Source organism: Vibrio sp. SNU_ST1 (genome assembly GCF_030563405.1).
In the GTDB taxonomy this organism is placed as follows: domain Bacteria; phylum Pseudomonadota; class Gammaproteobacteria; order Enterobacterales; family Vibrionaceae; genus Vibrio.
Window position 1 is genome coordinate 2,257,872 of record NZ_CP130748.1, and the last position, 20,067, is coordinate 2,277,938.

At 44.6% G+C, this 20,067-nt stretch carries 17 protein-coding genes and 1 pseudogene; 7 read left to right on the forward strand and 11 right to left on the reverse strand.

Annotated features, from left to right (window positions below; translation table 11 throughout):
- Positions 1-16: 16 nt before the first annotated feature.
- From Q5H80_RS09845 to Q5H80_RS09855, 3 genes are all read left to right on the forward strand, one after another.
- Positions 17-1,249 carry a pyridoxal phosphate-dependent aminotransferase gene (locus tag Q5H80_RS09845; RefSeq protein WP_004736094.1) on the forward strand — a complete coding sequence of 411 codons (1,233 nt, stop codon included), beginning with the start codon at positions 17-19 and terminating at the stop codon, positions 1,247-1,249.
- 344 nt (positions 1,250-1,593) lie between these two features.
- The gene (gene yfbR, locus Q5H80_RS09850; protein WP_304564621.1) at positions 1,594-2,178 is read left to right on the forward strand and encodes a 5'-deoxynucleotidase; all 585 of its coding nucleotides are present in this window, start codon (positions 1,594-1,596) and stop codon (positions 2,176-2,178) included.
- A gap of 54 nt (positions 2,179-2,232) precedes the next feature.
- Positions 2,233-3,576 carry an anti-phage deoxyguanosine triphosphatase gene (locus Q5H80_RS09855; RefSeq protein ID WP_304564622.1) on the forward strand — a complete coding sequence of 448 codons (1,344 nt, stop codon included), beginning with the start codon at positions 2,233-2,235 and terminating at the stop codon, positions 3,574-3,576.
- 27 nt (positions 3,577-3,603) lie between these two features.
- Here the strand turns inward: Q5H80_RS09855 and Q5H80_RS09860 are convergent, their stop codons facing one another.
- On the reverse strand, positions 3,604-4,203 hold the full coding sequence (locus Q5H80_RS09860) for a tRNA-uridine aminocarboxypropyltransferase (RefSeq protein ID WP_304564623.1): 600 nt from the start codon (positions 4,201-4,203) through the stop codon (positions 3,604-3,606).
- Between the two features lie 9 nt (positions 4,204-4,212).
- Here Q5H80_RS09860 and rrtA point away from each other — a divergent pair, with 9 nt between their 5' ends.
- Positions 4,213-4,755 carry a rhombosortase gene (rrtA, locus tag Q5H80_RS09865; RefSeq protein ID WP_304564624.1) on the forward strand — a complete coding sequence of 181 codons (543 nt, stop codon included), beginning with the start codon at positions 4,213-4,215 and terminating at the stop codon, positions 4,753-4,755.
- Here rrtA and Q5H80_RS09870 read toward each other — a convergent pair.
- The 8 genes and pseudogenes from Q5H80_RS09870 to Q5H80_RS21145 all read right to left on the reverse strand — a co-directional run.
- On the reverse strand, positions 4,752-5,051 hold the full coding sequence (locus Q5H80_RS09870) for a ComEA family DNA-binding protein (protein ID WP_304564625.1): 300 nt from the start codon (positions 5,049-5,051) through the stop codon (positions 4,752-4,754). The two genes, rrtA and Q5H80_RS09870, sit on opposite strands and share 4 nt — an antisense overlap.
- Before the next feature lie 221 nt (positions 5,052-5,272).
- Entirely contained in the window at positions 5,273-7,138 is a 1,866-nt protein-coding gene (ppiD, locus tag Q5H80_RS09875) for a peptidylprolyl isomerase (RefSeq protein WP_304564626.1), read from the reverse strand.
- A 221-nt stretch (positions 7,139-7,359) separates the two neighbouring features.
- A complete protein-coding gene (locus Q5H80_RS09880; protein WP_004736083.1) occupies positions 7,360-7,632 on the reverse strand; it encodes an HU family DNA-binding protein in 273 nt (90 codons plus the stop codon).
- A 191-nt stretch (positions 7,633-7,823) separates the two neighbouring features.
- Complete coding sequence (gene lon / locus Q5H80_RS09885) at positions 7,824-10,175, reverse strand: endopeptidase La (protein WP_304564627.1); 2,352 nt, start codon at positions 10,173-10,175, stop codon at positions 7,824-7,826.
- A gap of 132 nt (positions 10,176-10,307) precedes the next feature.
- Positions 10,308-11,588, reverse strand: coding sequence for an ATP-dependent protease ATP-binding subunit ClpX (gene clpX / locus Q5H80_RS09890; RefSeq protein WP_009847283.1), 1,281 nt, complete (start codon positions 11,586-11,588; stop codon positions 10,308-10,310).
- An 81-nt stretch (positions 11,589-11,669) separates the two neighbouring features.
- Complete coding sequence (gene clpP, locus Q5H80_RS09895; RefSeq protein ID WP_004736080.1) at positions 11,670-12,296, reverse strand: ATP-dependent Clp endopeptidase proteolytic subunit ClpP; 627 nt, start codon at positions 12,294-12,296, stop codon at positions 11,670-11,672.
- Positions 12,297-12,401: 105 nt separating this feature from the next.
- A complete protein-coding gene (tig, locus tag Q5H80_RS09900) occupies positions 12,402-13,700 on the reverse strand; it encodes a trigger factor (RefSeq protein ID WP_004736079.1) in 1,299 nt (432 codons plus the stop codon).
- A gap of 294 nt (positions 13,701-13,994) precedes the next feature.
- Positions 13,995-14,177: pseudogene (locus Q5H80_RS21145) on the reverse strand (hypothetical protein); the annotation flags it as partial.
- A gap of 163 nt (positions 14,178-14,340) precedes the next feature.
- Between Q5H80_RS21145 and Q5H80_RS09905 the strand changes: the two are divergent.
- The 3 genes from Q5H80_RS09905 to Q5H80_RS09915 all read left to right on the forward strand — a co-directional run bounded on the left by Q5H80_RS09905 (position 14,341) and on the right by Q5H80_RS09915 (position 17,897).
- Complete coding sequence (locus tag Q5H80_RS09905) at positions 14,341-16,185, forward strand: ATP-binding protein (RefSeq protein WP_304564628.1); 1,845 nt, start codon at positions 14,341-14,343, stop codon at positions 16,183-16,185.
- Between the two features lie 24 nt (positions 16,186-16,209).
- A complete protein-coding gene (locus Q5H80_RS09910; RefSeq protein WP_304564629.1) occupies positions 16,210-17,556 on the forward strand; it encodes a sigma-54 dependent transcriptional regulator in 1,347 nt (448 codons plus the stop codon).
- 158 nt (positions 17,557-17,714) lie between these two features.
- Positions 17,715-17,897 (forward strand): hypothetical protein, encoded by a 183-nt coding sequence (locus Q5H80_RS09915; protein ID WP_086712335.1) that lies wholly within the window; start codon positions 17,715-17,717, stop codon positions 17,895-17,897.
- 45 nt (positions 17,898-17,942) lie between these two features.
- Here the strand turns inward: Q5H80_RS09915 and Q5H80_RS09920 are convergent, their stop codons facing one another.
- Both Q5H80_RS09920 and Q5H80_RS09925 read right to left on the reverse strand, forming a co-directional pair.
- Complete coding sequence (locus Q5H80_RS09920) at positions 17,943-19,304, reverse strand: TRAP transporter large permease (protein ID WP_304564630.1); 1,362 nt, start codon at positions 19,302-19,304, stop codon at positions 17,943-17,945.
- A gap of 2 nt (positions 19,305-19,306) precedes the next feature.
- Complete coding sequence (locus tag Q5H80_RS09925) at positions 19,307-20,062, reverse strand: TRAP transporter small permease (RefSeq protein ID WP_304564631.1); 756 nt, start codon at positions 20,060-20,062, stop codon at positions 19,307-19,309.
- Positions 20,063-20,067: the final 5 nt, after the last annotated feature.

Sequence of the window (20,067 nt, forward strand, 5' to 3'; positions counted from 1 at the left end):
TTTCAGGAAATCGGCAATGCAAAATATCGGGATGTCGTCAAAACTCAACAGCGTATGCTACGAAATCAGGGGGCCTGTACTCAAACATGCTAAGCGCATGGAAGAAGAAGGGCATAAAATACTGAAACTTAATATTGGTAACCCCGCCCCATTTGGTTTTGACGCCCCTGATGAAATCCTTGTTGATGTAATCCGTAACCTACCGACATCTCAAGGTTACTGTGACTCAAAAGGCATCTATTCTGCCCGCAAAGCGGTTGTTCAGCACTACCAGAAAAAAGGTCTACGTAACCTTGATGTAGAAGACGTTTACATTGGTAACGGCGCATCAGAGCTTATCGTTATGTCTATGCAGGCGCTACTGGATAATGGTGATGAAATCTTAGTTCCCGCTCCGGACTACCCACTATGGACAGCGTCTGTTGCGCTTTCTGGTGGTACACCGGTTCACTACATGTGTGATGAAGATGCTGATTGGTATCCAGACCTAGACGACATGCGTGCGAAGATCTCACCAAAGACTCGCGGCATCGTTCTTATCAACCCGAACAACCCAACGGGCGCGGTATATAGCCGTGATTTCCTGTTACAAGTTGTTGAAATTGCTCGTGAGCACGGTTTGATCATCTTCGCTGATGAAATCTACGACAAAGTGCTTTACGACGGTGCAGTACACACCTCAGTCGCAACGCTTGCTGAAGACGTACTGATGGTCACGTTCAATGGTCTATCTAAAGCTTACCGCGTGTGTGGTTTCCGTGGTGGCTGGATGTTCTTAACGGGTCCGAAACACATAGCGAAAGGCTATGTTGAAGGGCTAGAAATGCTGGCCTCGATGCGTTTGTGCGCTAACGTGCCAATGCAACACGCGATCCAAACCGCACTCGGCGGCTATCAAAGTATCAATGAGCTAATTCTTCCAGGTGGTCGTCTACTTGAGCAACGTGACCGTGCATGGGAACTGATCAACAAGATCCCTGGCGTTTCTTGTGTTAAACCGAAAGGCGCAATGTACCTGTTCCCTAAGATCGATACCAACATGTACAACATCAAAGACGATCAGAAGTTTGTGCTCGATTTCCTTAAGCAAGAGAAGGTGCTATTGGTTCAAGGTACTGGCTTCAACTGGCCAAAACCGGATCACTTCCGCATCGTGACTCTGCCGCACATCGAGGATCTAGAAATCGCGATTGGTCGCCTAGAGCGCTTCTTACAGACCTACAGCCAAGACGACCTCATCGAAGGTTAACTAGCACAAAGAAGGATGACTACAATTTGCTGTTTTAAAAGACTTTAACTTGTAATCAATCACTTCTATGCTTAAAGGGCTCCTGTTTGGGAGCCTTTTTTGTATCCGCTGTCTCGTATCCCTGCGCAAAAACAAGATACGAGTGGAGTATTGTTTATACCAATCACAGTAAGTAAGTGATCAGAAATAGCGCAGGAAAAAAGCTTGAGAACAAGGCAGCTCTTTTCGACAAACAGCTTCGATAAGTAGTTATTCTACAATCAAAAATTCTAACAAAGTTATCGAGTTTTTTAACAAGCTAGGATGATTAATTATTTACTACGATTGGTATTAAAAGGACTCTTATGAAACAAAGCCATTTCTTTGCCCATTTAGCTCGCATGAAACTCATCCAACGCTGGCCCCTGATGCGTTCAATCTCAAGCGAGAATATTTCAGAACATAGCCTGCAAGTTGCTTTCGTCGCACACGCCTTGGCATTGATTAAAAATAAGAAGTTTGATGGCCAGCTCAACCCCGAGCACATTGCGCTGCTTGGTATGTACCACGATACCAGTGAAGTGCTAACGGGTGATTTACCGACGCCAGTTAAATACTACAATCCAGACATCGCACAAGAGTATAAGAAGATAGAAGCGGCAGCAGAGCAAAGACTGCTTTCAATGCTGCCAGAAGAATTCCGAGACGACTTCTCCCCGTTTTTGATATCTGGAACAGCAAGCAAAGAAGAACAAAGCATCGTTAAGCAAGCCGACACCATCTGTGCTTACCTAAAATGCTTGGAAGAACTCAGCGCGGGCAATCATGAATACGAACAAGCTAAGCGCCGACTGGAAGAAACGCTCGAACACCGAAAAAGTCCGGAGATGGATTACTTTCTGACGACATTTGCACCCAGTTTTGAATTATCACTAGACGAAATAAGCTAGCTGGGTATAACTTGAGTGTAATTAGCTAAATAAATCCATTTGATAGGTGCTATTTTGAATTCTCCACTCGAACCACCATTTGAACTCGAACAAGAATGGCAACATCGAAATGACGATGAACATAAAATAAGGCGTGATGACCATCGTAGCCCGTATCAACGCGATCGTGCGCGTGTGCTTCACTCTGCTGCTTTTCGTCGCCTCCAAGCAAAAACCCAAGTTCATGGCACCACGGTAAACGATTTCCACAGAACTCGCCTTACCCATTCGCTAGAAGCCGCTCAGCTTGGTACTGGTATCGTTGCCCAACTGAAAAAAAAACAGCCCGAGTTTCGAGACCTATTACCCTCAGACAGTTTGATTGATTCACTGTGTTTGGCCCACGACATCGGCCACCCGCCTTATGGGCATGGCGGCGAAGTCGCACTCAACTACATGATGCGTGACCACGGCGGCTTTGAGGGCAATGCTCAAACGTTTCGCATTGTCACACAGCTAGAACCTTACACTGAACATCACGGGATGAACCTATCTCGACGCACTTTGTTAGGGCTGATTAAGTACCCTTCTCTGCTTAGTGAGGTTCAAGCTAAATTACAGTCTGAGCCTGTTAAGCATCAACGACAGCTCCGAGCCAAAGATTGGATGCCAGCAAAAGGCATCTACAATCATGATGAAGAACTTTTTAACTGGGTACTGGAGCCGCTTTCAAGCAGCGACCAACAGCTTCTAAAACAGAAAAGAAAAAAACACACCGAACCTCTTGAACATAATAAGACAAAATATAAGTCACTTGATTGTTCGATTATGGAGCTTGCTGATGACATCGCGTATGGCGTCCACGATTTAGAAGATGCGATTGTGCTTGGCTCTGTCACCAAATCTCAATGGGTCGAGTCGGCTTACCCTCAACTTAAAGAGATGGCCGACCCTTGGGTTTGTGAACACCTAGATTCAATCACAGAGATGCTTTTCTCTGGTGAACAGTATCGTCGAAAGGATGCGATTGGTGGGATAGTCAACGCTCTGTTGACCAGTATTTCGATTGAACGAGTGGATGCTAGCTTTGAGAATGTGCTGTTGGCTTACAATGCCGTGCTTGAACCGAGCATGGACGCCACACTCGACAAACTAAAACACTTTGTCAGCGAGTTCGTGATTCAAGTGCCACAGGTTCAAGTGATCGAATATAAAGGTCAGCAGATTATCATGGATATGTTTGAAGCATTCAGTGCGGATCCTGAACGCTTGCTGCCACTACCTATCAAGAAGCAATGGCTACAACATCAAGATGAGTCTCGAAAAATGCGCGTGATTACGGATTACATATCATCCATGACCGATGATCTTGCACAGAAAATGCACCAGCAACTGTTCTCAGCTCATACTGAGTTTTAATTTCTGACTCGTTCCAACGAAACTGGCTTAATCTAGGTAGTTTTTCTCAAACACGCCCGGCGGCATTTGATTGATTTGAAACTGAATCATTTGGTCAAATGCCGTTAGCAGAGGGCTAAAGTCTCTATCATTTTCTAACAAGCTCAACAGATGATAACCCGCCTCTACTGTCGACAGGCTATTTTCACTTGGCGCTTTGCGAATTCGGTAATTACCCTTGAGATCTTTCGGCAAGTGAACCGTATTCAGCGCATGCAAGTTACTCGATACTTGCCACATTTTGAACGCCTTCTTCCACGTGCCATCCAATAAAATCACACGCAGCTTCTTATTTGGAGATGTTGCCGACTCAACTGAAACAGAGTTTTCACTTGGGTATAAAATCACATGTTGATACTGTTCATCGGCCAGCAATATGTTCAGTTGCTCGTTATTAGAAAAGTCTTCACCCACAAACGTCACACTGTTATTTAGAGATAACGAGAGGATACGCGCAGTTCCCATCGGGCGATGCTCTTCTGATGGGTGCTGAAGAATGATAAGCTCAACGTTCGATTCTAGTGGCGTAACCCACTGACATATACAAGCTTTCAAAGCCTTGCTGCATTTGGGGCAATAACGAGACATGGATTTTATGTGTACCCTGTTTTAATTTTCACTTCACTTTTATGCGTCTTATTCCAATTTGAGCCAATACAAGCTTGGGTCGTATGGGATAGCAATGCGATTGCCGAAGGGCAATGGTGGCGGATCCTAACAGGAAACTTTTCACATACCAACTACTCGCACCTTCTGATGAATCTAGCAGGCTTATGGATCATCAGCTATCTGTTTCAACCGAGTAAAAAACAGCTTGTTGCTGCTCTGCTTGTGATTAGTTTAGTGACTGGGCTCGCTCTGTTGTTTTCGAGTATTCAGATCTATGTTGGCCTATCTGGCACTTTGCATGGGTTGTTTGGCTTATTCGCGCTCAGTGAGGCTTTAAACGGTAGGAGATCAAGTTGGCTGTTAGTATTGGGATTAATCGCTAAAATCGCTTGGGAGCAGCTTGTTGGCCCTTCTAGCGCGACCGGCGAACTGATTAATGCTCGTGTCGCGATTGAAGCCCACCTAGCAGGTACACTGGCCGGAGGCTTCATATCTATCGCTTCATTTATAACAAGTAGACAAACGGATTAAAGTTGAATTCTTTCGCGGTTCTTTTTAACCGTGGCTTCACCTATCCCTTTCACACTCACCAAATCATCAGCAGTCGTAAACACACCGTTTTGATCTCTGTAATCGACGATCTCTTGAGCTTTTTTATCCCCTACCCCAACTAATAGCGCTGAGAGTTCTTCTGCTGTTGCTGTATTAATGTTTACCGTAATTTCAATGCCATCGTAAAGCTCAGCTTTAGTTGGGCTATCAGCAAATACTGGTGAGCTGAGGGTCATAAGAAATGAAAGAAGTAATGTTGAATATATCGTGCGCATAAACCGTTCCTTTGTACAAAAAGTGTAACTTATGCATTTGCCGCACTAGATAACACAATCACCAGACAAAAATAAAGCGGGCCACCTAAGTGACCCGCTTCGTTATACATCTAATTTTCATCAACTTATTAGCTAGCTCGCAAACCGAGTTGCTGCACTACTCTCAAGTTGCATTCTCAAGTTGTATTACTCGGCAGAAGACTACCGAGTAAATTCAAAGCTTATTGAGTTTGACCAACGATGTAGTATTCAACGTCTGCATTTTTACGCAGTACGTTTAGTACATTAGTAAGGTCTTGTTGATTACCAACGCGCTCTAACTGTGCACCAAGTTGTGTGCTGTAAGCCGGGTTGATTTCAGCCGTTACTTTAGAAAGCTCAACAACAACGATGTTACCGTCTTGGTCTTTAGATTGACCGAACACAGCTTGGCCGGCTTCTGGTTTCACTAGAGCGAATACAGATGACGCTAATGGAGAGTTACGGTCAATGGTTTCCAGTTCAGTGAACTCAAGGTTGTTATCCGCTAGTACCGCTTCATTGCCTTGCTTAAGTTCGTTCACTAGAGAAACACCTAGCTCTACCGCTTGTTGCTCTGCTTTTACAGCAGATAATGCAGCTACAACTTGATCTTTCACTTCTGCTAAAGGAAGAACTGTTTCGTCGCGAGTCTCTTCTACACGAACAACAATCACGTGCTCAGGAGCCACTTCGATAACTTCAGAGTTCAGACCGTCTTCTTTCACTTCAGGGCTCAAGATAGCTTGCATCACTGCAGGCGTCATCAGAACTTCTGGAGCGTCAGCTTGAGAGATGAAATCAGTAGTCGTGATCTTCGCATTGATTGCTTCAGCAGAGTCGTCTAGAGAGTCTGGGAATTCAAACGCTACTTTTTCAAGTTCAGTTTGTTGCTCGTAGAACTGATCAACTGCGTGTTGGTCTAGAAGCTCTGTCTTAATTTCTGCCGTTACTTCAATATAAGGCTGAGCTTGAGATGCTTTTACTTCGTCTAGCTTGATGATGTGGTAGCCGAAATCAGATTTAACTAGGTCAGTCGTATCGCCAATATTCTCAAGAGCGAAAGCCGCGTCTTCGAATGCTGGGTCCATAACATCACGTTCAATCCAACCTAGGTCACCGCCAACGTCTGCACTACCGAAGTCGTCAGATTTTTCTTCTGCTAGCGTAGCAAAATCAGCGCCTGCATTTAGCTCGTCTAAGATTGACTGTGCTTTCGCTTCGTCATCACCTTGAACTAGGATGTGGCTAACTTTACGTTGCTCTTCAGTAGAGTACTTGTCTAGATGCTCTTGGTAGTATTTCTGTGCTTCCTCATCGCTAACTTCAAGCTGCGATTTAAGCGCTTCAGCAGAAAGTTCGATGTAAGACACCTTAGCCTGCTCTGGACGAGTGTAAGCCGCAGGGTTCTCTTGGTAGTACTGTTCGATTTGCTCGTCAGTTAACTCGATATTTTTCGCTAGGTCAGCGACAGACAGTGTCACTGTGCGAATGTCACGAGTTTGAGCAATAAGCTTGCTCTGAATATCAATTTCGCCTTGAAGAACAAATTCACTACCTTGAAGCGCAGTGACAAGCTGGTTACGCATTAGGTCACGACGCATGTATTCTGCGAAGCTTTCTGCGCTGAAACCTGCACGACGTAATGCTGATTGGTAAACTTCTTGGTCGAATTGACCTGCAGTTTGGAACTGAGGCATTTCCAAAATCATTGTACGGATTTGAGAATCACTGATTCGTAGGCCTAGAGATTCTGCTTGCTGCTCAAGTAGAACATCGTTGATCATGCGATCAAGTACTGATTTGCGGAAAGACTCTACGTATGCAGGGTCTGCAAGCATTTGAGCGAAGTAATCGCCAAGTTGAGATTGCATGCGATTACGTTCGTTTTGGTAAGCTTGTTCGAACTCACCACGAGCAATTTCTGTGTTGCCAACTTTAGCTGCTGCGTTGTTACCGCCACCGGTGATGTAGCTGCCTACACCTGCGAATACGAATGACAGGATAATCAACCCAAGGATAATTTTTACCGCGATGCTATTCACGCCTTCGCGTAATCGATCCATCATAATTTAAGTGCTCTCCGGATATGAAGCATTGGCTTCAAAATAAAAATCTATTCACGCGATATTATCAGAAAAAGAAATGCGCATCAGTAGGATGCGCATAATTTAAATAAGTTCAATGTGCTTTGCACATATACTGTCTAAGAATGAAACATCATTGTTCAAACAGTAAACGCATATTACTGCCTTCCCCTCACAAAAACCTGAGGTTTCAGCAACAAAAATTAGTTACATGCGTCTTTAAGTGCTTTACCCGCTTTGAAGCCAGGTACTTTAGCTTCTGCGATTTGGATCTCTTCACCAGTTTTTGGGTTACGACCTGTACGAGCAGCACGAGTACGAACACTGAAAGTACCAAAGCCAACAAGTGCAACTTGGTCGCCTGATTGTAGCGTTGTGCCAACTGCTTCGATGAAAGCGTCTAGAGCGCGACCAGCTGAAGCTTTAGAGATGTCTGCGTTTTCTGCGATTGATTCTACTAGTTGTGTTTTATTCACTGTTTTTCCCCTATGTGTCATCTGTGACTACTTCTCGATGACTGTACGTTCCATTTTGGTTTTAATTTAGCCGCAAGCCTTATTACAAAAGGGCTGCCGCTTTAGTCGAATAACTTAGCGTCCAAAAAAAACGCTGACAAGCCTTTTCGGGTCTATCAGCGTAATTCTTTACTTATTTTTGCTATGCATCACTATTTTTTCACGTCGAACTCAACCCCTGACGGATCTCGTTCTAGTGCGACTTTCAGTACTTCATCAATCCATTGAACCGGAATCACCTTCAAGTCAGCGATTACGTTGTCTGGAATCTCTTCCAAATCACGCTCATTATCTTTAGGAATCAAGACCGTTTTAATGCCACCGCGGTGCGCTGCAAGCAGCTTTTCTTTCAAGCCACCGATAGGTAAAACTTCACCACGAAGGGTAATTTCACCTGTCATACCAACCTCTGCTTTTACAGGGTTACCCGTTAAGCTAGAGACCAATGCAGTACACATTGCGATACCCGCACTCGGGCCATCTTTTGGCGTTGCACCTTCCGGTACGTGAACATGAATGTCACGTTTCTCGTAGAAATCAGTGTTAATACCCAGATTTTCAGCACGAGAGCGAACCACTGTCATTGCCGCTTGAATCGACTCTTTCATCACGTCGCCCAGCGAACCGGTTTGCGTTAGCTTACCTTTACCTGGCATTGATTCTGTTTCGATGGTCAGTAGATCGCCACCTACTTGCGTCCATGCTAAGCCAGTTACTTGGCCGATACGGTTGCTTTCATCCGCTTTACCGAAGTCATGACGTTGCACACCTAAGTACTCTTTCAGGTTATCAATGTTAACCGTTACAGATTTAAGGTCGCTGTCTAACAAGATATTCTTCACTGCTTTACGACAGATCTTAGAGATTTCACGCTCTAGGCTACGCACACCCGCTTCACGCGTGTAGTAACGAATGATACCGATGATTGCAGAGTCTTCAATCTCAATCTCATGAGGCTTAAGACCGTTGCGTTGAACTTGCTTGTCCAGTAGGTGGCTCTTCGCAATGTTCAGCTTTTCATCTTCTGTGTAACCAGACAGGCGAATCACTTCCATGCGGTCCAATAGTGGGCCCGGAATATCCATCGAGTTAGACGTTGCAACAAACATCACATCAGACAGATCGTAATCGACTTCTAGATAGTGATCGTTAAATGCGTTGTTTTGCTCAGGATCTAGTACTTCTAGAAGTGCAGAAGATGGGTCGCCACGCATATCAGAAGACATCTTATCGATTTCATCTAATAGGAACAGTGGGTTCTTAACACCAACTTTAGACATCTTCTGGATTAACTTGCCCGGAAGTGAACCAATATACGTACGACGGTGACCACGAATCTCAGCTTCATCACGAACGCCGCCGAGCGCCATACGTGTGTACTTACGACCCGTTGCCGCTGCAATCGAACGGCCTAGCGAAGTTTTACCGACACCAGGAGGACCAACAAGACAAAGGATTGGGCCTTTTAGTTTGTTGATACGGTTTTGTACTGCCAAGTATTCAAGAATACGTTCTTTAACACGCTCTAAGCCGTAGTGATCTTCGTTTAAGATCTCTTCCGCTTTCGCTAAATTTTTCTTAACTTTTGAACGCTTAGCCCAAGGAACGCCTACCATCCAATCAATGTAACTACGTACTACTGTTGCTTCAGCAGACATTGGCGACATCATTTTCAGTTTTTGCAGTTCTTGCTCAGTTTTTTCACGAGCTTCTTGAGGCATCTTAGAATCTTCGATCTTCTTCTTCAGAGTCTCGAATTCATCAGGCGCGTCGTCCATCTCGCCCAGTTCTTTCTGAATCGCTTTCATTTGCTCATTCAGATAGTACTCACGCTGAGATTTTTCCATCTGCTTCTTAACGCGGCCACGAATGCGTTTTTCAACTTGCAGGATGTCAATTTCTGACTCCATTTGGCCCATTAAGAATTCCAGACGTTCAGTCACATCTGCAATTTCTAGAACGTGCTGCTTATCGACCAGTTTAAGTGGCATGTGCGCAGCAATAGTATCAGCAAGGCGAGCAGCCTCATCAATACCGTTCAGCGATGTTAGAACTTCTGGTGGTATTTTTTTGTTTAGCTTAATAAAGCCTTCGAATTGATTGATCGCACTGCGGACAACCACTTCTTGTTCTTTTTCGTCAAGTTCTGAGGTTACAACGTATTCAGCATCCGCTAAGAAAAACTCACTCTCTTTGAACTGGTGAATTTTTGCACGCTGCTGACCTTCGACAAGTACTTTTACGGTACCATCTGGCAGCTTTAGCAACTGAAGAATAGTAGCGACTGTACCTACGTTAAATAGGTCGTCGATTGAAGGCTCATCAGTGTCCGCTTCTTTCTGCGCTACAAGTAGTACTTGTTTGTTAGCTTCCATTGCCGATTCAAGGCAAGTAATCGATTTTTCACGACCAACAAACAATGGAATAACCATGTGTGGGTAAACCACTACATCACGTAGAGGTAGCACGGGGATTTCGATACGCTCGGAACGTTCCAAGTTCATATATTTCTCTCTTCCGCTTTAACTTATAAAGCAGTATATGGGGCTTAAACGACTGGATTCAATGGAAGAATAAAAAAAAGGAGGTAATTGCTTACCTCCTTTTTCAATTTGAGTGTGTAGTCTTAAAAAGACCTACTCTGCAACAGCTGCTTGGTTATCTGAGTTACTGTAAATCAATAGTGGCTCTGACTCACCATTAATTACCGACTCATCAATCACAACCTTGCTTACATCAGTTGAAGATGGCAGTTCGTACATAGTTTCTAGTAGAACACCCTCCAAGATAGAGCGTAGACCACGAGCACCCGTTTTACGGTTCATTGCTTTCTTCGCAATTGCGCGTAGGGCGTCTTCACGGAATTCTAACTCTGTATCCTCAAGCTCAAATAATGCAGCGTACTGTTTTGTCAGTGCATTCTTTGGCTCACAAAGGATTTGGATTAGCGCTTCTTCATCAAGCTCTGTCAGTGTTGTTGTAACAGGTAGACGACCAATGAATTCTGGAATCAAACCATACTTCACTAGATCTTCAGGTTCTACCTGAGTGAACAGTTCACCGATAGTTTTAGTTTCGTCTTTTGAACGCACTTCTGCGCCAAAGCCGATACCTGAACCTGTTTCTACACGTTGCTCAATCACTTTATCTAGGCCGGCAAATGCACCACCACAGATAAATAGGATCTTAGACGTATCCACTTGCAAGAACTCTTGCTGTGGATGCTTACGACCACCTTGGGGTGGAACTGAAGCCACTGTACCTTCAACAAGTTTTAGTAGAGCTTGCTGTACACCTTCACCAGACACGTCACGCGTGATCGATGGGTTTTCAGCTTTACGAGAAATCTTATCGATTTCATCGATGTAAACAATGCCGCGTTCCGCTTTCGCTACGTCGTAATCACATTTCTGAAGCAACTTCTGAATGATGTTTTCAACATCTTCGCCCACATAACCCGCTTCGGTTAGTGTTGTTGCATCTGCCATTGTGAAAGGAACGTCTAGGAAACGAGCCAGTGTTTCAGCCAGTAGTGTTTTACCACTACCAGTAGGACCGATAAGAAGAATGTTACTCTTACCTAGCTCTACGCCTTCAGCCGTCGTATCACCATTACGTAAACGCTTGTAGTGGTTATATACCGCAACTGCTAGCACTTTTTTCGCGTATTCTTGACCGATTACATAGTCGTCAAGATGCTCACGAATCTCACGCGGCGTTGGCAGCGATTCCGATTCTTTCTTTGGAAGAACATCTTTAATTTCTTCACGAATAATGTCGTTACAAAGATCGACACATTCATCACAAATGTAAACAGAAGGACCTGCGATTAACTTGCGAACTTCGTGCTGGCTTTTGCCACAGAAAGAGCAGTAAAGCAATTTACCGCTACCACCCTCTTTGCTTTTATCTGTCATTCGCTAACCTCTTAGCCTTTACTCTCTATGTTTGAGTGTATATCAATTTGAATCACTTTGCGTTAAACAATTGCCCTGCAATTATTGACCGCGGTGATTAAGAACTGAATCCACCAAACCGTATTCTACAGCCTGATCAGCAGACATGAAATTGTCACGATCTGTATCACGCTCAACAACCTCTAGAGGCTGACCTGTGTGCTCTGCCAATAGTTTGTTTAGCTTTTGCTTGATCGTTAGGATCTCTTGCGCGTGAATTTGAATATCAGACGCTTGGCCTTGGAAGCCGCCAAGTGGCTGGTGAATCATTACACGTGAGTTTGGAAGCACGTGACGCTTACCCGGAGTACCACCCGCTAGTAAGAATGCACCCATAGAGCAAGCTTGACCCATACATACTGTGCTCACGTTTGGCTTGATGAACTGCATTGTGTCATAGATAGACATGCCCGCTGTTACGCTACCGCCAGGTGAGTTGATGTAAAGATAGATATCTTTGTCTGGGTTTTCTGATTCCAAGAAAAGCAGTTGAGCCACGACAAGATTTGCCATGTGGTCTTCCACTTGACCTGTTAAGAAAATGATACGTTCTTTTAATAGACGAGAATAAATATCGTAAGAACGTTCACCACGGGAAGTCTGTTCAACCACCATAGGAACTAGTGCGTCCATAATCGATGGCATTGTATTTTTTTCTTGGTAGCTCATATTCTTATGTCCCTAAAATAAATGGCCCGAATGATTAAATCATACGGACCATTGTTAGCAGAATTGTTGACCGTACGTCAACCTTCTACGTCAGATATTACTATATTAAGCAGGTTGCTGATTCATTAGCTCGTTGAAGCTAACTTCTTTATCAGAAACTTGAGCTTTAGCGATGATTGCATCAATAGCTTGCTCTTCTAGAGCAACATTGCGCATGTTGTTCATCATTTGCTCGTTTTGCTCGTAGTAAGCAATAACTTCTGTTGGATCTTCGTATGCTGTAGCCATCTCTTCGATGATAGCTTTAACTTTCTCGTCATCAGCTTTTAGCTCTTCAGTCTTGATTACTTCACCAAGAAGAAGACCTACAACTACGCGACGTTTAGCTTGCTCTTCGAACAGCTCACGTGGAAGTTGGTCAGCAGCTTCAGTGTTGCCACCGAAACGTTGAGCAGCTTGTTGACGTAGAACACCGATCTCTTGATCGATTAGAGCAGAAGGTACGTCGATGTTGTTTTCGTTAACTAGACCGTCGATTGCTTGCTCTTTGATGCGGTTCTTAACAGCTTGCTTAAGCTCACGCTCCATGTTCTTACGAACTTCAGCTTTAAGGCCTTCAACGCCTTCAGCTGCGCCGAACTTAGAAACGAATTCTTCGTTTAGTTCAGGAAGCTCACGAGCTTCAACTTTGTTCAGCTTGATAGAGAACTTAGCAGCTTTACCTTTTAGGTTTTCAGCGTGGTAATCTTCTGGGAAGTTTACTTCGATTTCGAATTCCATACCTGCTGTTTTACCAACGATGCCGTCTTCAAAACCAGGGATCATGCGACCAGCACCCATCTCTAGTGGGAAGTTCTCAGCTTTACCGCCTTCGAACTCTTCACCGTCGATAGAACCAACGAAGTCGATAGTTGCACGAGAACCAGCGTCAGCAGCAGCTTCAACTTCAGTCCAAGTTGCTTGTTGCTTACGTAGAGTTTCGATCATCTCTTCAACGTCAGCTTCTTTAACTTCTACTGCTGGTTTCTCAACAGTGATGTTTTCTAGACCTTTCAGCTCAACTTCTGGGTAAACTTCAAAAGTTGCGTTGAATACTAGGTCAGCGCCTTCGTTGTTTTCAACTGGTGCGAAAGTAGGTGCGCCAGCTGGGTTGATTTTCTCTTTAACGATCGCTTCGATGAAGTGACGTTGCATTACTTCGCCCATCACGTCTTGACGTACTGCTTTGCCGTACATTTTAGCAACCATCTTCATTGGCACTTTGCCTTTACGGAAGCCATCGAAACGACGGTTTTTCGCGATGTTGCGTAGTTCAGCTGTAACTGCATCTTCGATGTTAGCAGCAGGAACAGTAATATTAAGACGGCGCTCTAGGCCTTCTAGCGTTTCAACAGTAACTTGCATTATATAAACCTCAAAACTGGCTCAGTAATCTGAGCATATGAGCCGTAACTTAGCTTTAATTCAAAAGCCGACGTTGTTGGCTGCATCCTTGTGTAGTGCTCTATCCGAACACCTAATTTAAAATCGAGCATTGATGTCTGAATTGACTATTCAACCAAACACCAGACTAATCAGCGATATCTTCGTTCTTCACGCGTCGATTAAAACGCAATAAAGCTTGTTTTCGAAAACAAGAAAGGTATCTCCGATTAGCCTCAGGACAGAAATTTTAGACGCGACATTCTAGCGATCTGTTTAATCTCTGTCGAGCCGTTCACCTCTGCATGATGATGAATGCTCTAAATTCGTCCAACTAAATGATACAAAAACGATCAAATCATCACTTAGCACAACAGAAATGGGGACAATAGCGACTTTTTCAAGGGAATCGAGGGCTTTTTTTGCTAAAAACCTTAAAAAGAGATCTTGCTCTTGTTTTACCCCTCAGAGTCAATAACTTTTTCAACAATCCCCGTTACAAACCCTTAACCTACATCCATCTGGCGACTGTCTACTTTCAGCAAACACTACCGCTATTTGCTACCATAAACGAGAGAAGACAGGCTTGATTATTTACCAAAGAAATGAGCGGAGAGCCTTCATGTTTCAAGCTTTGAGAATCCCAATACTATTAATGGCCATATACAGTCTACTGATGGTCTTTGGAGGCCATTGGGTGTGGAACACAAGCCATGAAAGTTTGTTAAATGATCATCAATCTAAGCTAGACCGATTTTCGGTTCATATTTCAAGCCAACTCGACAAGTTCGCGCACATTCCCGAGCTGCTTTCAAAGGACAAAGAGTTGGTCGATGCTCTTCACTCTCCAAGTAACTCTGCGCAAATCGAACTCACCAATCGCTATCTAGAACACGTAAACTCGGTGATTCAAGCATCCGACACCTATCTGTTAGACAGCATTGGCACCACCATAGCAGCCAGTAACTGGAATCTACCGCGTTCTTTTATTCGTCGAAATTTCGCTTTCCGCCCCTACTTTCAAGAAGCGATTCTTGGCAATGAAAATCAATATTTTGCGCTAGGTTCAACCTCGGGAAAACGAGGCTATTATTATTCTTACCCCGTCTCCTATGCCGCCGAGATTATTGGCGTCATTGTCGTAAAGATGGATTTATCGCTAATTGAAGCAAGTTGGAAAGGCAAACAGAGTTTTTTTGTTGCTGACGATAAAGACCAGATCGTATTTATGTCGAGCAATCCTGAGTGGCTGTTCAAAAGCCTTCAACCACTAAGCGAAGAACAACACTCTCGAATTCAAGAAAGCAGGCAGTATCTCGATACAAAAATAGAAAGCCTGCACTTCTCCGGTGACTTAGAGAGCGCTACTAGCAATATTGAGTCTCCACACAAGCTTGTCCAAGAGCAGTTCTTTAGCTCCTCACGCTTCCTAGCCGAGCCGAAACTCACCATACGGGTATTTTCTCCAACTCACTTAGTTTGGTGGGATTTGGTTGCTTACCTTGTGGTTCTGAGCCTTATTTTTGCGATTATTTATCTAACAATGCAACTCAATCACCACCGACAACAAAGGCGTGCGCAGATAGATAGGCTGCAATCTGAGGCTAAGCAAAAGCTAGAATTTCAAGTGCTTGAGCGTACTTCAGAGCTGCATGTCGAGATTAACCACCGAATCGAAACCGAACATGTACTGAGGCAGACACAAGACGAACTCATCCAAGCCGCCAAACTGGCCGTGTTGGGGCAAATGTCAGCAAGCATCAGTCATGAGCTAAATAACCCATTAGCGGCTATTCGTAGTTATGCCGATAACGGCCGACTATTTCTTGCAAAAGAAAAGACCGATCGTGTCGATGACAATCTATCGCGAATCTCGGCGCTCACTAACCGTATGGCTAAGATAAGCCACCAGCTTCGTTCCTTTGCAAAGAAATCCACCGCGGAAGAACTGCACACGTTACAGATACTGCCGGTATTGCACTCGTCAAAAGAACTGATGAAGCCACAGCTCAAGAGTGAACGAGTTAAGGTCAACGAACTCCCTGAAACCTTTGATGCTTGCGTGCTCGCCAACGCCATTCAACTGGAGCAAGTAATCATTAACCTGCTGACTAACGCGATTCAGGCGATGGAACAACAAGATGACAAACAATTAGTTATTCTGTTAGAGATGAGGGAGTCCGACCATCAACAAGCCAAGACCTTGCTGATTCATGTCGATGATAATGGCCCAGGCTTCACCTCCCCTTCTAACGGCAATTTTTTTGAACCCTTCCATACCACCAAGAAAAATGGACTTGGACTTGGGCTATCGATTTCTCAACAAATAATCAGCGGAATAAATGGCAAGCTAGTTACAGATCACAGCCCACAAGGTGGTGCTCGATTTAGTATCGAGTTACCCATAGTTCCAACAAAAGAATCAGATTTGTCGCTAAGCAAACCAGTACACGTTCACCAACAATAAAAATAAAAGATTAAAGGAATAACTATGTGTCACGTCTATTTCATTGATGATGAAACCGATCTGAGAATGGCTATTGAACAGAGCTTTGAGCTCGCCGATATTGATGCCGAATTCTTTCCCGATGCGGAGTCTGCTCTGCTCGCGATTCAAGAGAACGGCTTACCTCACGTAATCATCACTGATATCTGTCTACCGGGCCTTTCCGGGCATGACCTGCTCAACACCGTGATGCACAAAGACAAAGAGATCCCCGTGATTATGATTACTGGTCACGGCGATATTTCGATGGCTGTACAAGCAATCCAAGATGGCGCCTATGACTTCATTGAGAAGCCATTCGCCAATGAACGTCTAATCGAAACCACCAAACGAGCAATAGAAAAGCGTCAACTCACACTCGAGAATCTTGAATTGAAGCGCTCTTTAAAGGCCAGTAAAGCACTTGGCCCGCGAATCATTGGTGACACACAATCAATGACCGACCTGCGTTCTATCATCACTCACGTCGCCGACACCAACGCCGATATATTATTATTTGGTGAAACAGGCACTGGCAAAGAGTTGGTCGCACGTTCTCTGCATGAACAAAGCAGCCGCCGAGAGCAAAACTTTGTCGCGGTCAACTGTGGGGCGGTGCCTGAAAACCTGATTGAAAGTGAACTCTATGGTCACGAGAAAGGTGCGTTTACTGGCGCCGAAAGCAAGCGAGTAGGTAAATTTGAATTTGCTCAGGGCGGTACCCTATTCTTAGATGAAATTGAATCCATGCCAATGCAGGCACAAATTCGCCTGTTGCGCGTCTTGCAAGAACGCGTCATTGAAAGAGTTGGTTCCAATGGTTTAGTTCCTCTAGATATCAGAGTGATTGCGGCAACTAAAGTCGACCTAAAGAAAGCTGCTGAAGAAGGTACTTTCCGCCAAGATCTCTATTATCGCCTCAATGTCGTGACACTAGATTTACCGCCGCTAAGAAGCCGCCAAGAAGATATCCCAGCACTCTTCCACCACTTTTTACTGGTCGCTGCAGCGCGTTATGGCAAGACAGCCCCGGCACTTCCACAAAAGGAACTGCACGCGCTTTTGGCTCATGATTGGCCAGGGAATGTTCGTGAACTACGTAACAGCGCTGAACGCTTCATCTTACTCGGAAAATTAGCTCAACTGGGGGATGGTGCGAGCTCAGACAGCCACTCAGATGCCAGCATTAGTCTATCGGACCAAGTAGCAGAGTTCGAAAAAGCAGTGATCGAGCGTGCGCTGATTGAGAATGAAGGGAGTATAAAATTAACCATGTCTCAATTAAATGTCCCAAGAAAAACGCTTTACGACAAAATGCAGCGCTATCAAATCGACAAAGAGAACTTTAAGTAAAACAATAGATGTCGAAGTAAGGAATTAAGCTGCGAAGTAAAAGAAACAAGCCACGAAACAAAGCACAAACTCCCGCTTGATCTGAATGTTTATCGAAACTGGCAGAGATGAGGTTCCTCTCCCATAATTCATATGTCGACTTTAAGGATAAGTTGCATATGAATGAAAAAACGACCATTCCGGTCATTGTAGATACAGTGCTGGTTGATGACCACTATGAAGTAGAAAGAAGGTCTGGGCGCGAGCGAAGAAAGAAAAGAGTACGATGGAAAGGCTACGACAGACGCTTAAGCGGCACAATAAGGCGCGGAAATAAGAAAGCGATAGATGAAAAGGTGTAACTCTTCATCTATCGCTGCTATTTACATTGAGAATAAAACCATTCACTACTTGGTTATAATCTCCGGCCCCATCAGAGTAGTTGGTAACCACGTTGAAACCCATGGTACGTAAGTCACGATGATTAGGAACAAGAACATCACGCCCACCCAAGGCAGTGCTGCTTTGACTACGTTCATCATCGACATCTTCGCGACCCCAGCGGTCACAAACAAGTTGAGCCCCACCGGCGGGGTTATCATCCCTATCTCCATGTTCACCACCATCATGATACCAAGGTGAATAGGGTCGATGCCCAGTGCAATTGCAATTGGGAATACCAACGGCGCAACGATGATCAGCAAGCCTGATGGCTCCATGAACTGCCCACCAATCAAGAGTAGAACGTTCACCACAATCAAGAAGGTAATCGGACCTAAGCCCGCAGAAAGCATAGACTCAGTGATCATCTGAGGAATACGTTCTTCTGTCAGTACATGCTTAAGAATCAGAGCATTGGCAATGATAAACAGCAACATGATGGTCAGCTTACCCGCATCATAGAGCGTGTCTTTGGTGTCTTTATGGAAAAACGTTTGGAACACTTTCACCAAAGCAGGCTTTGTATTCTTCTTGTCCGCAAACGGCCCCATATCTTTATAGATAAAGTTGGCAATGAAGAACGCGTAAACCGCTGCAACAGCAGCCGCTTCTGTCGGAGTAAAGATACCGCCGTAGATACCACCTAAAATGATAACAATCAGCAACAAGCCCCAGCTCGCATCCTTCGCAGCTGCGAACATCTCACCCCAGCCCACAAATGGCTGTGCAGGAATTTTCTTAATACGTGCTGCAATGTAGATAGCTATCATCAACATCACACCCGCCAACAGGCCAGGAATCACGCCGCCTAAGAACATACGACCTACAGATACATCCGTCGCCGCAGCGTAAACAACCATAACGATGGATGGTGGAATCAAGATACCCAAAGTACCCGCATTACAGATAACCCCTGCCGCGAACTCTTTTGTGTAGCCGTTTTTGATCATACCTGCGATAACAATACTACCGATCGCTACTACCGTTGCAGGAGACGAACCAGACAGTGCAGCGAACATCATACACGCCACAACCGATGCCATTGCTAAACCGCCGCGGAACCAACCCACCATTGCAATAGCAAAACGGATAATACGTTTCGCCACACCACCAGTGGACATGAAACTAGAGGCCAAAATAAAGAAAGGAATCGCTAAGAGTGTGTAGTGGCCTGCAAATGCATTAAACAGCGTTTGTGCAACCGAAGCTAATGACGCATCAGAGTGCATCAACAAAAAAATGATGCTCGATAAACCTAGGGAAATCGCAATTGGCACACCGACCAACATGAAAGCAATTACCATTAAAAATAGAAATAACATTGCCATTATTAGTCTTCCTTACCGTTAGATTTTGTACTCGACTCATTCGCTTTGTTCTGCGGAGTCGAATCCAATACTGCTGTCGCATCTTCATCAGAACCCGCTAATACATCAGCTTTCAATGCATCCAGCTCTTCTTCGGCCTCATGACCTGCAATCATGCGGTCAAGCTTGCCTGTGACTACTTGGTAAGCAACTTGGGCAAAACGGAACGTCAGCATTGCCATACCAATCGGCAGTGCCATGTAAGGAATAAAACGTGGCAGTTTCTCGTATCGCTCGCCTTCATTCATCCAGTTGGAAAGAAACTGAAGCATCTCAGGCATTGGAATATCATCGGTCTCGTACCAAGCGCGCTCAGTCGCGAATGGGTACCAGTAATTCCAAGAACCGATAAGGAGTAAGATTGAGAATGCTAGGCAGCTTGTGACGGCGATTAACGCATACACTTTACGTAGCTTTTCTGGGGCAAGGTTGATGATCACATCAACGCCAATGTGGAAGTGTTTTTTAACGCCATAAGATGCGCCCACTAACACCATCCAAGCGAACATGAACACCGTCAGTTCTAGTGCCCATAAGATATTGCCATTGAATGCGTATCGAAATACCACATTGGCAAAAGTAAGTAGCGTCATTGCGCCAAGGAAAAATGCGATTAATGACTCTTCAATCACATCCGTAACTCTTCCGACTTTGGAAAAAAAAGAGGTTTCCAGTGCTGATTCGCTAGAATTTGGCTGTTCCATTTGAGGATTATCCATAATTG